Origin of the sequence: Lentzea kristufekii, from assembly GCF_033949925.1 — a bacterium.
Lineage (GTDB): Bacteria > Actinomycetota > Actinomycetes > Mycobacteriales > Pseudonocardiaceae > Lentzea > Lentzea kristufekii.
This window is the reverse complement of the sequence record NZ_JAXAVV010000018.1, coordinates 97486-114697: the sequence shown is the minus strand read 5'-3', so window position 1 is coordinate 114697 and position 17212 is coordinate 97486. Positions and strand designations below refer to the sequence as shown.

Sequence of the window (17212 nt, the reverse complement as noted above, 5' to 3'; positions counted from 1 at the left end):
CAGAAGTGTGGCGCGTCTTGATAGCGTGCACGACCGTTGCCCGATTAAGCCGAAAGGGCGAGTGACCGGGATGGCACGGAGGTGATCAGGCGCTTGATGGGCCGACGTGCCGCCGCCCATGGCGACCAGCAACCACAGACCCAGCAGAGTTCTGGCCAGAGCAGTTTCGGAGTTCAGACCATCACGAGCACCGACCAGGACCTGGATCTGTACCCCGTCGAGCAGCCCCCGGCAGCAGCGCCGCAGCCGGAGCCGGTACCCCAGAGGACGCCGTTCGCGGCGAACTCCGTCGGGTCGACGCTCGTGGTTTCCGCTCCCGAGGGCCCGAGTCAGGGCGCCGCGGGCCTGGCCCGCGCGCTTCCGGCCGACAACGGCCGGACCGTCGTCGTGGTCGACTTCCCGGGCGGGGACCAAAGCACTTTCTGGCCGCACGTCGTGACGGCGCTGCACGGCCGCGGGCCCATCCGGCTCGCGGTCTCGCACGCCGGGACGATGCGGCCGACCGCTCCCGCGCAGTGGCTCGCCGAGCAGCTGCAGGCCGAGGTCGTGGCGCCGGACGGCGTGCTGACCACGGTGCCCGGTGCCGCGTTCGTCGTCGGCACGCAGGGCTACGGCAGCTGGGTGAAGTTCCAGCCGAACGCGTCCCCGATGCCGTACGGCCGCCGCTTCCCGGTGCCGCAGTGGGAGGCGATGGACCCGAACTCGCCGTGGCCGACGGGCGAGATCGGCATCTCCGAGCCGATCCCGAGCGGACTCTGGCTGCGCGCGCAGCAGCCGCCGTTCGACCCGGCCGCCCAGGACTCGCGGCCGATCGTGGCGCTGCCGTGCCGCGACAACGTGCTGACGGTCGTCGTCGGCGGGCCCGGCCAGTCGTCGATCCCGATCGACGAGGTGTGCCGCCTGCTCACGGCGCTGCCCCAGGCGGCCCGGTCGCGCGTGCGGCTGGTCCCGTACGGCATCGACGCCGCCATCGGCAGCCTCGTCGCCGACCAGATCGGCGAGCCGATCGCGATGTTCACCGGCCTGCCGGTGGGCAACCTGCGCGGCGGTGGACCGGCGGTGATCGCGGTCGACCCGCGCGGGCAGCAGACGTGGCGCCCGTTCGTCACCGAGGTGCTGTGCGTGCCGGACGAGGCCGTGCCCGTGGTCTCCGGCTACCGGACGCCGGTGCAGGGCCTCACCGAGGTCTCGCCCGGGGTGTTCTCCCTCGGCGACGGCGTCGTGCTCGAAGTCGTGCCCTCAGGCCTGTGGGTGCGCGAGCAGGACGAGCCGTACAACGCCGCCGAGGTGCGCACTCTGCCCTTGGACCCGGAGTGGGCTCGTCTGACCGTGGGCACGCCGGGGCGCACGACGCCCGGTGCGGTCGCGGTGCACGGCGCCGCTCTCGTGGAACGCCTGGAGCCCGAGGTGCGCAAGCTCCTGCGCCTGGTGTTCTGCGACTCCAAGGTGATCGCGCCACCGCCACCTGCGCCCGCGCAGCCTCCCGTCAGCAGTGCCGCCGCGGCTCTGAGCACGGCGGCGCACGCGCTGTCGACGCGGGAGCCGGCGGACAACGGCACCGGCTTCTTCACCCCTGTCACGCCGGCCGAGCCCGAACAGGACCGGCCCGCGTACGCGAGCATGGGTGCCGGTCCGGCCCTCGCGACCGTGACGTCGCACGCGCTGGCGGACGACCCGGACGAGGCCGCGTTCCCGTCGGACGACCCGGACTCCACCCCGGTGAGGTTCCGCGTCGACGGCCCGCTCCCGCTGCAGCCACTGGCCCTGTGGGAGGCCCCGCCGGAGAACGACGACGAGCGCGAGACGGTGGCCCCGGACCACAGCAGCTCCGATGCCGAACGCGACACGGTCCGCCGTGCTCTCGGCGAGCGCTACGGCGTGCACGCGGCGACGGTCTGCCGTCTGCTCGCGCAGCGTCCGGACGCGGAGGAGGACCCGGCCGCGTTCGAGGCCATGGTCACCGACCTCACGGCGTTGCTGGCGTGCGTGTCGCAGGACGAGGAGATGGTCGTCGAGACGCTCCGCATGGGACGCCTGGGCCGCCTGCGCCCGTACGTCGCGTGCATCGTCTCGGGCCTGAACCGCCTGCCCGTGCACAGCGGCATGGCGGTGGTGTGGGGTGTCAGCGGCCCGACCGGGCCGAGGCGCTACCGCAGCGGTGACGTCCTGGTCGAGCACGGCCTGCTGGACGCCATCGCGAACCCGTCCCAGCGCGTCGACGGCGTCACCGAGTACCTGATCTGGTCGGTCACCGGCCGCCGGGTCGAGGTGGCCGACCGGGTCGCCGTGGCCACCGAGGAACGCGTGGTCTTCGCGCCGGGCACGCCCTTCCGGGTGCTCGCGGTGGCCGAGGCCGAGGGCGACCACCCGCAGCAGGTGCTGCTGCAGGAGGTCGCCGGACCGGCCGCGGACCAGGAGATCGCGGGACTGCGGCCGAGCGTGCTCTCCCAGCTGGAACGGGCGGCGGCGAACCTGCGCGTGCTGCCGGTCTCGCACCAGGTGACGGCCTGAACCTCGGCATCCGTTACGCGGAACCGCCGGTCGGCCCGCTGCGCCTCCACCCACCGGTGGACCGCGACGGCGAGCCGACCGGCGCGTTCGGCGACCGGCACACGCTGAACGTCTGGTCCACAGCGGACTCCGGAGCGCCGGTGGTCCTCTGGGTCCACGGCGGCGCGAACACCGTCGGTTCAGCGGCGCAGCCCGAGTACGCGGGCGACGTGCACGCGTCGAACGGAATCGTGTTCGTCAGCTGCGACTACCGGCTGGCGGCCGACGGATACGGTGCCCTGGAAGGGATCCAGCACAACCGCGGGCTGCTCGACGTCGTCTCGGCGCTGCGGTGGATCCAGCGCAACATCGCCCGCTACGGCGGAGATCCGGCGAACGTCACCGTCGCCGGCCAGTCGTCCGGCGCGCAGACCGTAGCGTCGCTGATGGTCATGCCTTCCGCCGCCGGTCTGTTCCACCGGGCGATCGCGCACAGCCTCGCCGGACGGTTCTTCACGCCGCTCGAAGCCGTCGAGGTCCAGCGGCGAGCAGACCCCGATGTCGTGCTGTACCAACCGATCGTCGACGGCGACACGCTGCCGCGCAGTCCGCTCGAAGGACCGTACGACGTGGACCTGATGGTGTGCCACACCGCGGACGAGGACGTCGAACTGTTCCAGCGTCCGACGATGCGGCTGGCCGACGAGCACGGGCGCGCGTTCCGGTCTGTCTACGCCCGCACGCCGGCGCATCACGGCGCGGACGTGCCGGACATGTTCCGCGGCGACATCGCGGAGGCTTGGGCGAGGTTCGCCCGCACGGGTGACCCCGGCTGGCCGCGGCACGAACTGAAGCGCTGGACCTGATCAGTCGGTGGAACCGAGGTTGTCGAGGGTGAGCTGCAGCCGCGCGCGCCGGCGTCCCGACGCGCGTCGGCCGAACGCGTAGAGGAACGCCCACTGCGGGCCGCTGTAGGGAGCGGCGGCGTATCCCAGCCGCTGTGCCAGGCCCTTGCCGATCGAGTACGCGCCGGCGGCCAGACCGACCGCGCCGTAGACCGTCAGCTCGGAGACAACGGCTTCGGTGACCCCCGCGGTGGTTCCGCTCGAACCGATGAGCGAGTCCGCAGTCCCGAAGATCTCCGGCCAGCTGTTCTCGAGCCTGCTGCTCTCGAACTCCTGCTGCAGGTGGGCGATCACCTCGCCCCGGACGCTCGCGGCACTCGTGCGGCCGATCGATTCGCAGCTGTACCTCATCCACGGGGCCAGCAGCTGGTGCCCCTCGCCTCGCACGAACTTCCCGACGCTGTTGTTCCGCCCGTTCTCCAGATGTCCGAGCACCACCAGGACCTCGGACGTGAGTTCGGCCAGGTCGGAGTGGGACAGCTCGGGGGACCCGGCGTTCGGGAACTGGACGTCCGAGGCGTCGCGGACCGACCGCAGCAGCTCGTTGAACCGGCTGTCCCGTCTGTCCAGCAGGAAGGGCGTCCTGGTGCCCGAACGTGCGATGGCGGCGTCGTGGTTGTACGCGTCGCGGGTGATGCGTTCGGCGAGACCGATCGGGTCCTCGGAGTGCCGGCGCGCCGTCTCGACCACTCCGACCGGGAAGTGCAGGTTCGCGTCCGGTGCGAGAAGCGTCTCGTGCAGGAGCGCGGCCAACCCGGGATTCTCCGCCACGTGGGCGCGTGCCCACGTGTCTCCCTGCTCTTCCTCAGCGATGACGACGCGCCGCTCGTTCCGCGGCAGGCTCGCGTCCTGCAAGGCGATCGCCTTGACCGCGTCATCGATCAGCGGCGTCCACGCCGCACCCTCCCACGGATGACCGTTCCGGCCGGCGCGGCCGGTCAGCCACCACTCCCTGCCGATGATCCGCACCGTGCCGCGTTCGACCAGCGCGACGAACTCGCGCTCGGTCACCCGGCAGTCCGGTGAGCTGACGAGCCTGCTGGACGGCGCCCAGAGCACGAGCGGTGAGCTCGTCGCGATCATCCGGTGCAGGTTCGCGTAACCCGCCTCGCCGTACTCGCTGATGTGGCAGAACGTCCGGAAGACATCGGTCACGGCTGCACGACGACTCTGCGCACCGCGTCCCGGGCGACCGGGTCCGGGTCGTGCCGGTCGTACTCGGCGTCGCTCGCCGCGTAGATCCACATGCTTTCGGAGCCGTCGTTCTTCACGGCGTGCGACCAGCCGCGGGGAGGCACGAGGGCCACGGCGCCACGCCCGGTGAAGGATCGGCTGTGCACCTCCGTCCCTTCACCGGTGTCCCAGTGCACGGACCACTCGCCCGTGAAGACGACGGCGATCAACTCACCCCGGTGCGCGTGGTAGTGGTTGCCGCGCACCGCACCCGGCCGGATCTCGGCGATGTGCACGTCACGGATCGCGTCGATCAGCCCGAGGTGCTCCCGCACCAGCGAGAAGCTGAACCCGCGGTCGTCCGTCGAGTCGTCGAGCTCGACGATCTGCATCTGGTCAGCCAAGTCCGCTGTCTCCTAGCTCTCCGTGGTGAGGCCGAGCGAGCCGTCCAGCCGGGGCACGCACGCCCCGTCGCGCTTGTCCGAGGCCAGGAACTCCGTGAGGCACCGGCCGATCTGCTCATGACCGCGCGCGTTGGGGTGGAACGACTCCTGCAACGCGTGCGATGAGCGCTTCTGGTCCTTCAGCCCGTCCCAGTCGACCGACAGCCGCGTGAACCACTCGGTCTCCGGCTCGTCGCCACCCACGCACGCCTCGTGGCCCTCGCCGGCCCGCGACAGGTCGAGGAACCGCGCGTTGACCTTCCCCGCGGCGGCGCGCAGCCCGTTCGACAGCTCCGGCACGGCCTCCTCGACGACCCATTCCAGGTCGGCGGTGCGCAGCGGGCAGCCGGACAGGTTCTGCAACGACTGCGGCATCTTCGGGGACACCGGGGCCGCGTACGACTGCACGACCAGCTGGTAGGACGAGTCGAGGTAACCCGAGTCGCGCATGGTCTGGCGGATGGCCTTCAGCGTGTTCTCGACCTTCGGGATCATCCGCCGCACGCGCTTGGTCCACTCCGGTGCGACGGACGACGTGCAGTCGCTGCGCTTGCCCCACGCCTCGAAGCACTTGTTGAGGATCTCGGAGAAACGCGGGTCGTCGTTCGCGCCGACGGCCACGACGATCGCGACGACCTGGTTCGACCCGGCGAGCTCGCGCAGGCGGGGCAGCTGCTCGTTGCGCAGCTTCTCCGAGTTGGCGCCCGAGCACGCCAGGTTGATCTTCTGGTCGGCCTCGAACGAGGTCTTCATGATCTCGGCCGCGCGCGAGCGGTGGCACCAGTTGCCGCCGTCCTCGCCGTCGGTCCCGGGCTCGTAGGCGCCGGCGCCCTCACCGGACATCGTGCTGTCGCCCAGCGACACGACCGCGGTCCTGGTCTCGCGGTCCGCATCGGAGGGCGGCGGGAACACGTGGTCGCTCACGACCAGCACGATCGTGAGCAGGCCGATCGCCGCGAACAAGAGCACTTTGCGCATCGCGGACCAGTTTACGTGGGTGGCCGAATGCGAGGGGGATATGGCGTTGCCGCCCCAGGCGGGGGTGAGGAAAGTGGAGGTGTGGGGAATCTGAGGGAGATAGTCGTGGTCGGCTACGACCGCGTCGCGCTGCTGGACCTGGCGGGTCCTGTCGAGGTGTTCCAGGCGGCGAACTACGGCGAGCAGCGCTACCAGGTCACCGTCGCCACGGTCGGGGGAGGACCGTTCGCCGCCACGGCGGGCGTGCGCGTCGAGGCGGGCGCCGACCTGCTCACGCTGGACCGTCCGATCGACACGCTGCTCGTGGTCGGCGGCTGGGGGTACGACGAGGCCGCGTCCGACGCGGTGCTCACGACGAACCTGCGGCGGCTGGCACTGCGGTCCCGTCGCGTCGCGGGTGTCTGCACGGGCGCCGTGGTGCTGGCCGGGGCCGGGCTGCTGAACGGCAAGAAGGCGACGACGCACTGGGCGTTCACCGGCGAGCTGGAGAACCGCGGCGTCGAGGTGGAGCCGGACGCGATCTTCGTGTGCGACGGCGAGGTGGCCACGTCGGCAGGGGTGACGGCGGGCATCGACCTGGCGCTGGCGATGGTCGAGCAGGACCACGGGCCCGCGCAGGCCCGCAGGATCGCGCAGTACCTCGTCGTCTTCCTGCAACGTTCGGGCGGCCAGTCGCAGTTCAGCGTGCACACCCGCGCGAAGCCGGTGTCGGACGGCTCGCTGCGCGCGTTGCTCGACGACATCCACGCCGATCCGACGCGCGAGTGGACGGTGCCGGTCATGGCCCGCAAGGCCATGATGAGCGTGCGGCACTTCGCCAGGGTCTTCTCCCGCAGCGTGGGCGTCTCGCCCGCGCAGTACGTCGAACGAGCCCGCGTCGAGGCCGCCGCCGACCGGCTGGCCAGCAGCGGCGACTCGCTCGACCTCGTCGCCCGCCAGTCGGGGTTCGGCTCGGCCGAGACCCTGCGCCGGGCCTTCCTGCGCGTGCTCGGCGTGTCGCCGGGCAGCTACCGCGCCCGTTTCCGGACCACTGGGGTTGCCTGATGGATGCCACTTTCGTGCTCTACCCGAACATGACCGCGCTCGACTTCGTCGGCCCGTTCGAGGTGCTGGCCAGCGTGCCGGTGGTCTCCGCGCGGTTCGTCGCCGCGACGCTCGACCCCGTGAAGTCCGACAACGGGCTGGTCGTGACGCCGACCGACACGTTCGACTCGCTCAAGTCGACGGACATCGTGGTGGTGCCGGGTTCCGGGCACTGGAAGGCGCTGCTGAAGGACTCCGGCGGCGTCGTCGAGTGGCTTCGGGAGGTGCACGCGACGACGAAGTGGACGACGTCGGTGTGCACCGGGTCGACGCTGCTCGCCGAGGCAGGGCTGGTCTCGAAGGCCACGACGCACTGGGCCGCGCGGGAGGACCTGGAGGTGCGGGGCGTCGAGGTGAGCACCGACCGGGTCGTGTTCGACGGCAAGGTCGTCAGCGGCGCGGGCGTGTCGGCGGGCATCGACATGGCGCTGCGGCTGGTCGAGGCCGAGTTCGGCGAGATGGTCGCGCAGGCCGTGCAGGTCGGCATCGAGTACGACCCGCAGCCGCCGCGCGCCTACGACTCGATCCCGCCCGAGATCGCGCAGGGCCTCAAGGCCGCGTTCGACTCACGTCAGGCCTGACTGGACGGCGAACACGACGAGCTGGGCGCGGTCGCGTGCGCCCAGCTTGATCATCGCCCGCGACACGTGCGTGCGCACCGTCGCGGGCGAGATCACCAGCACCGCGGCGATCTCGTCGTTGGACGCGCCGGACGCCACATGTCGCATGATCTCCCGCTCGCGTTCGGTCAGCTGGCGATGGCCGGCACGCTCGGGGCGCTGGGGATCGTCGTGGTGCTGCTGGTGGCCCTCACGTTCGTCGTGAACCTCGGCGCGGCGGTGACCGTGGCGTCGCTGGAGGGCTGGGACTGGAGCCTGCCGGGTCTCGGTGTCTTCAAGGCATTGGGCGCGTCACTGCTGATCGCCGCGATGTGGACGGGGTTCGGTGTGTTCCTCGGCGTCGCCACCAAGGGGCCCGCGCTCGCCGTCGGTCTCGGCCTGATGTGGGCGATCGTGACCGAGAACCTGTTGCGGGGCGTGGGAACCCTCCTCGGGCCGGTCGAGTCGCTGACCGAGGTCCTGCCGGGTGGGTCGGCCGGCAACCTCGCCGGTGCCGTCGGCGGATCCGGAGCCCCCGGCGTGCTGACGGACCTGAGCGGCACCACCGCGGCGTTGTTCCTCGTCGGGTACGTCGTGTTCTTCGTGGGCGCGGCGACGCTTCTGAAGGTGCGCCGCGACCTCGTATAGGGCCACGGCGGCCCACGTCAGGCCGAGCACGACCGCGACTCCAGTGGGGTAGTCGCGGTCGTGCAGGCCCGGGTTCACCGGCCCGCTGTGCTCGCGCCAGAGCAGCGGCACCGCGATGAGGGTGACGACGCCGGAGACGGTCAGGCCGATGCCGACGGACGGGCGTTTCACCACGAGTCCGGCGGCGCCGACGAGCGGGGCGATCAGGAAGTCGTGCAGGACCACGCCGCCGCCGAGCCAGAGCAGGAGTTCGACGGTGATCTGCGGCAGGAGCAGCCAGGCGCCCCAGGCTCCGAGTCCCGCACCGATGACGCCGAGGACGATTCTCACAGGACCTCCAGCGACGTGACCCACTTCGTCTGCAGCACGCCCGGCCGGTTCGGCGCGATCAGCCGGCACGGGAACCCGTGGTCCAGGCTGAGCTCCTCGCCGTTGAGCCTCAGTGCCAGCAGCGTGAGCGGGTCCTCGGCGAACTCCGAGGGCAGTGTGGTCACCCGGTACAGCCCGTCTTTCTCGAGCGACTCGACCCGCACGTCCCCTCGTCCCACCAGCTCGGAGACGCGGACGCCGGTCCAGGTCGCGTTCTGGCTCCAACCCTCGACGCACGCGATCGGCAGGTCGACGGTGGTCTGCGGCATCGCCTGGAGCTCCGCCAGCGAGAAGCTCCTCGCGCCGACCTTCAGCCGCCAGTCCTGCGGCACCACGATCCCGGCGGCCTTCGCCGTGCGGTTGACCGGCAGGGCACCGTCCGACCGCCACGCCAGCACCGAGATCTTGCGCAGCCACGGCACCGTGACACCGGCCGTCGCCACCACGGCGACACCGGTCGTGAGCGCGGTGGTGCGCAGGAAAGCCCTGCGGGACAGGATGGTCCGCTCTTCGGACGCCGGTTCGAGAGTGCGGCGGACGACCGGGATCTTCACCGCGACGTGCACGAGCAGAGCACCGATGACGATCCACGCCACCGCGTAGTGGGCGGTGGGGAAGTAGAACGACCACGGGTAGTTCTGCGCCGCGTTGAACAGGCCGGTGACCAGTTCGAAGAACGACGCCGCGATCAGCACGAAGATCGACGCGCGCTCCAGGGCGTGCGGCACGGACTTCACCAGCGGCCGTTCGAACAGCTTCGGGTAGACGCTCCACAACTTGGCCAGCAGCAACGGGATCGAGGCGACCCCGGAGATGACGTGCACGCCCTGGGTGACGCGGTAGAGGTCGACCGGGCGGGTCGGCCACACCCAGTCGTGCTGCGCGCCGTGGCTGAGCAGGCCGGTGACGAAGCACAGCCCGAACGTGATGCCGAGCCACGTGCCGACCCGGCTGGTCACGCCCGTGTGGTGGGCGGGTGCCTTGAAGACGGGCGCCTTGAAGACGGGGAGTTTCACAACCGCTCCCAGCACGCGAACCAGCGCCCGGCGCGTTCGGCCTGCCACAGCAGGAAGAAACCATCGGCGGTCAGGGACTCCGCGTCGCTCCAGGCCCACGGGAACCACTGGCCGCGGGTGTCCTCGGTCCGCACGCGGGCCTGGCCGATCGTCAGGCCCGCACCCGGTGGCTCGACCTCGACGACGACGGTTCCGCTGGGCCTGAGCAGGGTCCGGACGCGGCGCAGGAGGGCGGCCGGGTCGCCGCCGATGCCGATGTTGCCGTCGGCGAGCAGGACGTGCTGCCAGCGGCCCTCGCCCGGCAGCAGGTCGAACACGTCGCGGCGGATCGCGATGCCGCCGCGTTCGGTGGTGCGCCGGATCGCCTCCGGTGACACGTCGACGCCGAGTGCCCGGACCCGGCGGCCCAGCAGCGCGGCGACGAGACGGCCGGGGCCGCAGCCGACGTCGAGGGTGGGGCCGGTGCAGGCGTCGAGGAGGACGGAGTCGCCGCCGTCCGCGTCGGCGTGCCAGCGGGCGACGCTCAGTTCGCGGGAGGTGGTGCCGGGGAGGTCGAGCCAGCCGGGGTGACCCTTCAGGGCCTGGTCGAACATCATCGGGCCACCGCCGCCGCCTGGGCGAGCGCCGCCGCGAACCGGCCGCCCGGCACCTGCCGTGCCACCGCACGAGCGTCCGCCATCGTGTCCACATCGGACAGGACCGGCAGCGTCCGCACCTCCAGCCCGCGCAACGCCTCCAGCGTCAGCGCACCCGTGTCGGCACGCGACATGGGCACGTCGCGCAACACCGCGGCCCGCAGCGGATCGCGCAGCCCGAGCGCCCACCAGCCGCCGTCCAGCGCGAACCCGAGCGCCGCCTCCCCGAACTCGGCGCACGACTCCAGCAGCGACGGCGTCACCTGCGGCGTGTCCATCCCGATCTGCAGCACCGGCATCCGGAACCGCGCGATGTCGGCGTGCGCGTGCACGAGCCGCTCGGCGAACGAGGTACCGCGCTGCGGGACGACCACGCACTCGGCCAGAGCGTCGCGGACGTCCTCACGCCGCACCACCCCGGCCAGTGCTACCACGGGCACGGCACCGGGCGTGTCCAGAGCGGCCGAGATCGTGTCCAGCAACGAAGCCGCGGCCACGTCCGCCGCCTCCTCGGCCGACAGCGGCGGGCACAGCCGCGTCTTGACCTGTCCCGGCACCGGCGACTTCGCCATGATCAGCAGGCAGAACCTCATCGCAGCACCCCCGCCATGTCCCGTGCCGCCCGCATCGTGCCGCGCACCGAGCCCGACACCTTCGACCGCGTGCCGGCCGCACGGGGCCGATAGGCCACGTCGACCTCGCGCACCCGCCAGCCCGCCTCCGCCGCCCGCACCAGCAGTTCCAGCGGATAGCCGAAGGCGCGGTCCTGGACGTCGAGCGCCAGCAACGCCTCCCGCCGGCACACGCGCAGCGGTGCGATGTCGTGCACGTCCAAACCCCTGCGCCGCAACAGGGACGCGATCACGGCATTGCCGGCCCGCGCGTGCCACGGCCACACGCCGGCGTGCACGGGCCTTCGCCGGCCGACCACGAGGTCGGCATCGGCCAGCAGCGCGGCCATCGCGGGCAGTTCGGCCAGGTCCAGTGAACCGTCCGCGTCGGCGAACGCCACCAGGTCCGAGGTGGCCGCGAGCAGACCGGTGTGCACGGCGGCGCCGTAGCCGCGCTTCGGCTCGTGCACGACCAGGGCGCCGCACGCGGCAGCTACCTCGGGCGAACCGTCGGACGACCCGTTGTCCACGACGATCGCGCGGTGTCCGGGAGGCAGGGCGGCGAGGACCGCGGGCAGTGCGGCGGCCTCGTCCAGGCAGGGCAACACGACATCCATGGGTCCACCCTGGACCATGGGAAAGTGTTGTGGTGCTTACGGAATTGTGACGCACGAAGGAGTTCTTACGATTGTCTTGCGAGGCCTGCCGACACCCGGCCGACCCCCTAGGTTGGGCGCGGTGCGTCTAGTCATCGCAGGGCTGCTCGTCGCTGCCGCCATCATCATCGGGGTCGTCGTCAACGTCAACGACCCCGGCGTCCTGTTCGCCGCCGCGGCACCGCTCTTCGGCGACTGGCAGCCGCACCTCGGTCCCGGCACGCCCGTGGCGGTCCTGATCGCGTTCCTCGTCGTCGCCAAGGGGCCCGAGCTGGCGAGCCACCGGTTCGCGCTGCCGATCGCCTACGTGGCGGCGACGGCGTGGACGTTCTCGCTCGCGATGATCGACGGCTGGAACCGGTTCGTCACCAGGCTCACGACCGAGGACGAGTACCTGCACGAGGTTCCCGGCGTCACGGACATCCCCGCGATGCTGCGCGGGTTCGCCGCGCGCATCCCGGACTTCCAGCCAGACTCGTGGACCACGCACGTCTCCGGACATCCGCCGGGCGCGCTGCTCACGTTCGTCGCGCTCGACCGCATCGGTCTCGGCGGGGGAGCGGCGGCGTCGATCTTCTGCGTCCTCGTCGGTTCGCTGGCGGTGGTGGCGATCCCCAAGGCCATCGGCACCAACGCGGTGCTGCCGTTCCTCGTGTTGTTCCCCGGTGCGGTGTGGGTCGGGGCGTCCGCGGACGGCATGTTCATGGGCGTGGCGGCCCTCGGCGTCTACCTGCTCACCCGGTGGCCGCTGCTGGGCGGCGTCGTGCTCGGCTGGTGTCTGTTCCTGTCCTACGGGCTGGTGTTGCTGGCCCCGCTCGCGATCGTCGCGGTCGGCAGGAGGATCGGCTGGGCCGTCGCGGGCGCGCTCGCGGTCGTGGCGGCGTTCGCGATCAGCGGGTTCTGGTGGCTCGACGGCTACGAGCTCGTGAAACTCCGCTACTACCAGGGCATCGGCGACACCAGGCCGTACTGGTACTGGGCGTGGGCGAACCTCGCGGCACTCGCGCTGGTGATCGGTCCGGCCGGGATCAAGGGACTGCGCAAGGACAAGTGGGTCATCGCCGCCGGAATCGCGATCCTGGCGGCGGACCTGTCCGGCCTGAGCAAGGCCGAGACCGAGCGGATCTGGCTGCCGTTCGCGATCTGGCTGCTCGCCGGCACGGCCCGGCTGGACAAGCGGTGGCTCACCGCCCAGGCCGTCACGGCCCTGGCGGTGAACCACCTGGTGCTCACGAACTGGTGACCGGCTCCCGCTGCGAGGCGGAGGCGAACTCCCGCACACCTTCCTCGAAGCCGACCCGGGCCTCGAAGCCCAGCACGTCCAACGCCTTCGCGGGCGACGCCACGACGTGCCGGACGTCGCCCGGCCGCGCCCCGCCCACGATCTCCGGTGTCGGTCCGCCGCACGCGTCGGCCAGCGCGAACGCCAGGTCACCGATCGTGTGTGGGGTGCCGGAGCAGACGTTGACGGCCTCGAAACCGGGGCGCGGGGAGGCCAGCGCCAGCGCGTTGGCCCGAGCCACGTCGGTGACGTGCACGAAGTCGCGCCGCTGCCGCCCGTCCTCCATCACCCGCGGTGCGACGCCGTTCTGCAGCGCGGACCGGAAGATCGACGCCACCCCCGCGTACGGGGTGTCGCGCGGCATCCGCGGGCCGTAGACGTTGTGGTACCGCAGAGCCCACACGCTGCCGCCGGTCTGCCGGGCCCACGCCAGCGCGAGGTGCTCCTGCGCCAGCTTGGTCGCCGCGTAGGTGCTGCGCGGCTCCAGCGGGGCGTCCTCGGGCACCAGTTCGGACACCACGAAGTCACCGCAGAAGCAGCGCGGCTCGTACATGCCGGCGGCCACGTCCGCGGCGGTCCGCTCGGCCCGCACGATCCCGTGCGAGAGGCACCGGTAGCGCCCCTCGCCGTAGACGACCATCGACGACGCCAGCACCAGCCGCGACACCCCGGCCCGGTGCATCTCGGCCAGCAGCACCGCCGTGCCCAGGTCGTTGTGACGGGCGTAGGAGGGCGCGTCGAACGGATCCACGCCGTGCCCGACCATCGCCGCCTGGTGGCACACGGCGTCCACTGTGGACAGCAACGGCCGCAGCGCGGCGGCGTCGGTCACGTCACCGACGACGAGTTCGTGTTCCAGCGAAGGAACAGTGCCGTGTGCTTCGGGCAGCAACGCGTCGAGCACCACGCATTCGTGGCCCTGGGAGGTCAGCTCGTCCGCGACGTGCGACCCGATGAACCCGGCCCCGCCAGTGATCAGTACTCGCATGGACCGACCGTAGGACCGGACCGCGGGGGAGCGCGCCGTCAGACCCCATCACGTCATGACTTCGTAAGAGCTGGCAGCTCCACGACGAACCGCGCGCCACGGGGGAAGCGGTCCTCGACCCACACCCGGCCCCGATGACGCTGCACGTGCTCGCGCACCAGCGCGAGCCCGAGCCCGCTGCCCGAGTCGTCTCCCCGGCTGCCGGGCCTGCCCCGCGCGAACCGCTCGAAGATCTGCTCCCGCAACGCTTCCGGCACACCCGGCCCGTCGTCCTCGACCTCGACGCGGGCCCGGTCGCCCGCCCTGCTCACCGCCACGAAGATCGCGCCGCCCGCGTGCCGTTCGGCGTTCTCCACGAGGTTCGCGAGAACCCGGTCCAGCCGCCGCCGGTCCCCGAGCACCCGCACCGGGCCCGCCTCGACCGGCACCGCGCTCCAGCGGGTCGCGATCACGTTGCGCACCAACGCGCTCAGGTCGAGCTCCTCCGGCTCGTAGTCGTCGGTCTGGTCGGCGCGCGAGATCTCCAGCAGGTCCACGACCATCCGCGCGAACCTGTCGACCTCCGAGGTCAGCAGCTCCAGCGCGGTCCCGGCGGTGCCCGGCAGGTGGTCACGACGCCGGCGCAGCACCGCGCCCGCGTTCACCATCGTCGTCAGCGGCGACCGCAGCTCGTGCGAGACGTCCGAGGCGAACCGGGCGTCCCGCAACGCCCTCTGCTCCAGCGCGTGCGCCGTCGAGTTGAACTTCGCCGCCAGCGCCGCGAGGTCCGGATCGTCCTGGTCGGGCAGCCGGGCGTGCAGATCACCGCCCGCGATCCGGCCCGCCGCGCAGTTCAGCTCCGCCAGCGGTTTCAGCGCCCGTTTCGACGCCCACGAACCCAGCGCCGCCCCGAGCAGCGCCGAGCCGATCGTGCCGGCGATCAGCACCGCGCTCAGGAACGCGAACGTGCGGTTGAGCTGCTGCAACCCGAACAGCTCGACGTAGACGGCGTCGCCCGCCACCGGCCGCGCGACGGCGAGCATCGGCAGGCCGTCCACGGTGATCCGCTCCGTGGCCGGCGGGTGCTCCACCAGCCCGGCCGGCAGCTGGGACGGCTCGACCTTGCGGCCCGCCCACACCAGGCCCTCGTGGCTCAGCACCAGGATCGACGAGTCGGGCCCGGTGGTGAGGCCGGTCAGCAGCTCGTCGAGACCGGGAGAGGCGAGCGACCTCTCGACCAGCCGCACGTTGACCTCGGCCTGCCGCGTCGCGCTCGCCTCACGCTGCCTCAGCATGTAGCCGGAGGCGAGGTTCCAGGTGGCGAACGCCAGCACGCTCGTGACGACCAGCAGGCCGAAGCCGAACGAGAGGGTGACCCGGCAGCGCAGCGTCAGTCTCACGAGCGGATCCGATAGCCGGTGCCGCGCACGGTGAGAAGCAGCTCCGGATCGTCCGGGTTCGCCTCGATCTTGCGGCGAAGTCGTCTTATGTGCACGTCGAGCAACCGGGTGTCGCCGAAGTAGTCGTATCCCCAGACCTTTTGCAGCAACTGTTCCCGGGTGACGATTCGGCCGCCCGCACCAGCGAGTTCCAGCAACAGCCGGAATTCCGTCCTGGTGAGGTGAACGCGTTCACCCGCCCGGTGCACGAGCCCTTCCTGCGGACGGATTTCCAACGCCCCGATCCGAACTGTTTCCCGGCCCGGTCCGCGTCGGCGCAACAACGCGCGGACACGTGCGGCGAGAACGCTCGCCATCAACGGTTTCGTGACGTAGTCGTCCGCTCCCGCCTCCAGCCCGGCGATCACGTCACGGGCGTCGGTGCGCGCCGTCACCACGATGATCGGCAGGTCACCACGTGCGCGGAGGGTCCGCACTACCTCCAGGCCGTCCACGCCCGGCAGCGTGAGGTCGACCAGCACCACGTCGAACGATTCCGTCTCCAAACGGTGTAACGCCTCTTCGCCCGAACCCGCCTCGTCCACGGAGAAACCCTCATCGGACAACGCGAGGCTCAAAGCCTGCTGGATTCGCTCGTCGTCTTCGACCAGCAGGACCCGTACGCACACAACGACTCCACTGTGTGAGAGCCGCGGCGACGGCGCCTCACACAGTGGAGTGAAAGTCGATCAAACGCAAGAATATTTCGGTCTAAAATCCGGTCAGCGTGACTTTCGCCGAACGCGGGTTCGGTTCGTGAACAAGTGACTCGAACGCGCCGACGTCGTCGAACGCGAACCCGTAGGCCTTCCCGTCCACCATGTTCTGGTGCACGATCTTCGAGAAGTGGTTCGTGGTCGCGCGGGTGTAGAACTCGCTCGCGTTGTACGTCGGCTGGGTGTGGAGGAAGCCGAGCGTCGACCGGTTGAGCGCCGCGCACAGCGACCGCGAGATCGCGCCGAGCTCGTTGTTGGGTGCCGCGAGCCTGCCGTCGCAGTTGAGGATGTCACGGGTGGACGGCTGCTGGAACTCCGCGACCTGCTGGCCCGAGGTGTTGGTGAACCGCATGACCCCGCCGCTCACGCGGCCGGTGAACCGGCGGTTCGGCTCGTTCTGGAACGGGACCACGGTCAACGGCGTGTTCTGGTACGTCGACCAGACGCTGCTGACGTAGTTCGCGAAGTACGAGCTGGAGAACAGGCCCGCGTCGAGGCCCTTGCTGGGGTTCAGCACGCGCAGCCGCGTGCCGTCGGACCGGGTGTGGACCAGCCGCGCCCAGTCCCCGCCCAGCTGCTGGTGCTGGTCGAAGATGCGGTTGCGGCCGTTCGAGACGACCTGGCCGGTGCGCTTGGTCGCGCCCGCCTGGGACGTCGCCTCGACCGCGTGGGGGACCGAGAACATGTCCACCTGCGAGCTGTTCAGCCACAACCCGCCGCCGTTGTAGGTGAACTCGCTCCAGTCGAACAGGATGTCGCGGTTCGGGTCACCCGCGGCCCACGGCGCCGGTTGCACCAGGCCGCCCGGGACCAGGGAGAACTTCAGCTTGTCCCGGAAGGACATGTAGAGCCGGCCGCCGGCGAGGTTGAGCGGGATCTGCAGGGTCCGGCTGGCGCCGTTCCCGGGGCCGGGGATCGAGACGTCCGGTGCGGGGGTCGGGGGGATCCCGCCTCCGGACCAGGCGGTGAACTGGCCGTTCGCGTTCACGTACCCGAGCCGGCCGCCCATCTCGCCGAACACGTACAGGTGGACCGCGTCACCGCGGCCCGAGTTGTTCGTGACGGTGAGCGGGAGCAGGTTCGGTGGAGCCGCTTGAACAGGTGCGGACATCGTTGTCAGCCCTAGCAGGGCCGATGTCGCGAGCAGCAGGAGCTTGCGCATCGACTATCTCCTCACTGAGACAGGGTTGCGTGAGAGCGCT

At 71.2% G+C, this 17212-nt stretch carries 17 protein-coding genes and 1 pseudogene; 6 read left to right on the top strand and 12 right to left on the bottom strand.

The window, feature by feature from the left end; all coding sequences use genetic code 11:
* Positions 1-96 precede the first annotated feature (96 nt).
* Together SK571_RS31710 and SK571_RS31705 are read left to right on the top strand one after the other, a co-directional pair.
* On the top strand, positions 97-2511 hold the full coding sequence (locus SK571_RS31710; RefSeq protein WP_319987764.1) for a hypothetical protein: 2415 nt from the start codon (positions 97-99) through the stop codon (positions 2509-2511).
* Positions 2512-2567: 56 nt separating this feature from the next.
* A complete protein-coding gene (locus SK571_RS31705) occupies positions 2568-3356 on the top strand; it encodes a carboxylesterase family protein (protein WP_319987763.1) in 789 nt (262 codons plus the stop codon).
* On the opposite strand, the gene SK571_RS31700 is transcribed toward SK571_RS31705, so the two are convergent.
* The 3 genes from SK571_RS31700 to SK571_RS31690 are packed head-to-tail and all read right to left on the bottom strand — an operon-like array spanning position 3357 to position 5989.
* A complete protein-coding gene (locus tag SK571_RS31700; protein ID WP_319987762.1) occupies positions 3357-4550 on the bottom strand; it encodes a hypothetical protein in 1194 nt (397 codons plus the stop codon).
* A complete protein-coding gene (locus SK571_RS31695; RefSeq protein WP_319987761.1) occupies positions 4547-4972 on the bottom strand; it encodes a polysaccharide biosynthesis C-terminal domain-containing protein in 426 nt (141 codons plus the stop codon). Before SK571_RS31695 ends, SK571_RS31700 begins: the two co-directional genes overlap by 4 nt.
* Before the next feature lie 12 nt (positions 4973-4984).
* Entirely contained in the window at positions 4985-5989 is a 1005-nt protein-coding gene (locus SK571_RS31690) for a GDSL-type esterase/lipase family protein (protein ID WP_319987760.1), read from the bottom strand.
* An 81-nt stretch (positions 5990-6070) separates the two neighbouring features.
* Between SK571_RS31690 and SK571_RS31685 the strand changes: the two genes are divergently transcribed.
* Both SK571_RS31685 and SK571_RS31680 read left to right on the top strand, forming a co-directional pair.
* Complete coding sequence (locus SK571_RS31685) at positions 6071-7033, top strand: GlxA family transcriptional regulator (RefSeq protein WP_319987759.1); 963 nt, start codon at positions 6071-6073, stop codon at positions 7031-7033.
* Entirely contained in the window at positions 7033-7653 is a 621-nt protein-coding gene (locus SK571_RS31680; RefSeq protein WP_319987758.1) for a DJ-1/PfpI family protein, read from the top strand. Before SK571_RS31685 ends, SK571_RS31680 begins: the two co-directional genes overlap by 1 nt.
* On the opposite strand, the pseudogene SK571_RS31675 reads toward SK571_RS31680, so the two are convergent.
* Positions 7639-7824 (bottom strand): annotated as a pseudogene (locus SK571_RS31675) (response regulator transcription factor); the annotation flags it as partial. The gene SK571_RS31680 and the pseudogene SK571_RS31675 sit on opposite strands and share 15 nt — an antisense overlap.
* Here SK571_RS31675 and SK571_RS31670 point away from each other — a divergent pair.
* Positions 7792-8319, top strand: a complete 528-nt coding sequence (locus tag SK571_RS31670) for a hypothetical protein (RefSeq protein ID WP_319987757.1) — start codon at positions 7792-7794, stop codon at positions 8317-8319. The pseudogene SK571_RS31675 and the gene SK571_RS31670 overlap by 33 nt on opposite strands.
* Positions 8320-8645: 326 nt before the next feature.
* Here the strand turns inward: SK571_RS31670 and SK571_RS31665 are convergent, their stop codons facing one another.
* From SK571_RS31665 to SK571_RS31650, 4 genes are read right to left on the bottom strand one after another with little or no spacing between them, the layout of a single operon-like run.
* Entirely contained in the window at positions 8646-9704 is a 1059-nt protein-coding gene (locus SK571_RS31665) for a molybdopterin-dependent oxidoreductase (protein WP_319987756.1), read from the bottom strand.
* Positions 9701-10300, bottom strand: a complete 600-nt coding sequence (locus SK571_RS31660; protein WP_319987755.1) for a methyltransferase domain-containing protein — start codon at positions 10298-10300, stop codon at positions 9701-9703. Before SK571_RS31660 ends, SK571_RS31665 begins: the two co-directional genes overlap by 4 nt.
* Positions 10297-10932, bottom strand: a complete 636-nt coding sequence (locus SK571_RS31655; RefSeq protein ID WP_319987754.1) for a TIGR04282 family arsenosugar biosynthesis glycosyltransferase — start codon at positions 10930-10932, stop codon at positions 10297-10299. The genes SK571_RS31660 and SK571_RS31655 overlap by 4 nt, the downstream gene beginning before the upstream one ends.
* Positions 10929-11567 carry a glycosyltransferase family 2 protein gene (locus SK571_RS31650; protein WP_319987753.1) on the bottom strand — a complete coding sequence of 213 codons (639 nt, stop codon included), beginning with the start codon at positions 11565-11567 and terminating at the stop codon, positions 10929-10931. The genes SK571_RS31655 and SK571_RS31650 overlap by 4 nt, the downstream gene beginning before the upstream one ends.
* A gap of 121 nt (positions 11568-11688) precedes the next feature.
* Here SK571_RS31650 and SK571_RS31645 point away from each other — a divergent pair, with 121 nt between their 5' ends.
* The gene (locus tag SK571_RS31645; RefSeq protein ID WP_319987752.1) at positions 11689-12849 is read left to right on the top strand and encodes a hypothetical protein; all 1161 of its coding nucleotides are present in this window, start codon (positions 11689-11691) and stop codon (positions 12847-12849) included.
* On the opposite strand, the gene SK571_RS31640 is transcribed toward SK571_RS31645, so the two are convergent.
* The 4 genes from SK571_RS31640 to SK571_RS31625 form a co-directional block, all read right to left on the bottom strand.
* Positions 12836-13876, bottom strand: coding sequence for an NAD-dependent epimerase/dehydratase family protein (locus tag SK571_RS31640; RefSeq protein WP_319987751.1), 1041 nt, complete (start codon positions 13874-13876; stop codon positions 12836-12838). The genes SK571_RS31645 and SK571_RS31640 overlap by 14 nt on opposite strands.
* 53 nt (positions 13877-13929) lie before the next feature.
* Positions 13930-15255, bottom strand: a complete 1326-nt coding sequence (locus SK571_RS31635) for a sensor histidine kinase (RefSeq protein WP_319987750.1) — start codon at positions 15253-15255, stop codon at positions 13930-13932.
* Entirely contained in the window at positions 15252-15923 is a 672-nt protein-coding gene (locus SK571_RS31630; protein ID WP_319987749.1) for a response regulator transcription factor, read from the bottom strand. The genes SK571_RS31635 and SK571_RS31630 overlap by 4 nt, the downstream gene beginning before the upstream one ends.
* Positions 15924-16005: 82 nt before the next feature.
* The gene (locus SK571_RS31625; protein WP_319987748.1) at positions 16006-17172 is read right to left on the bottom strand and encodes a beta-1,3-glucanase family protein; all 1167 of its coding nucleotides are present in this window, start codon (positions 17170-17172) and stop codon (positions 16006-16008) included.
* Positions 17173-17212: the final 40 nt, after the last annotated feature.

Bases quoted from the DNA above. Each gene is read 5' to 3' on its own strand.
- SK571_RS31710 (WP_319987764.1), top strand. From the start codon at position 97: ATGGGCCGACGTGCCGCCGCCCATGGCGACCAGCAACCACAGACCCAG.
- SK571_RS31690 (WP_319987760.1), bottom strand. From the start codon at position 5,989: ATGCGCAAAGTGCTCTTGTTCGCGGCGATCGGCCTGCTCACGATCGTG.
- SK571_RS31680 (WP_319987758.1), top strand. From the start codon at position 7,033: ATGGATGCCACTTTCGTGCTCTACCCGAACATGACCGCGCTCGACTTC.
- SK571_RS31670 (WP_319987757.1), top strand. From the start codon at position 7,792: ATGTCGCATGATCTCCCGCTCGCGTTCGGTCAGCTGGCGATGGCCGGC.
- SK571_RS31660 (WP_319987755.1), bottom strand. From the start codon at position 10,300: ATGATGTTCGACCAGGCCCTGAAGGGTCACCCCGGCTGGCTCGACCTC.
- SK571_RS31655 (WP_319987754.1), bottom strand. From the start codon at position 10,932: ATGAGGTTCTGCCTGCTGATCATGGCGAAGTCGCCGGTGCCGGGACAG.
- SK571_RS31650 (WP_319987753.1), bottom strand. From the start codon at position 11,567: ATGGATGTCGTGTTGCCCTGCCTGGACGAGGCCGCCGCACTGCCCGCG.
- SK571_RS31640 (WP_319987751.1), bottom strand. From the start codon at position 13,876: ATGCGAGTACTGATCACTGGCGGGGCCGGGTTCATCGGGTCGCACGTC.
- SK571_RS31625 (WP_319987748.1), bottom strand. From the start codon at position 17,172: ATGCGCAAGCTCCTGCTGCTCGCGACATCGGCCCTGCTAGGGCTGACA.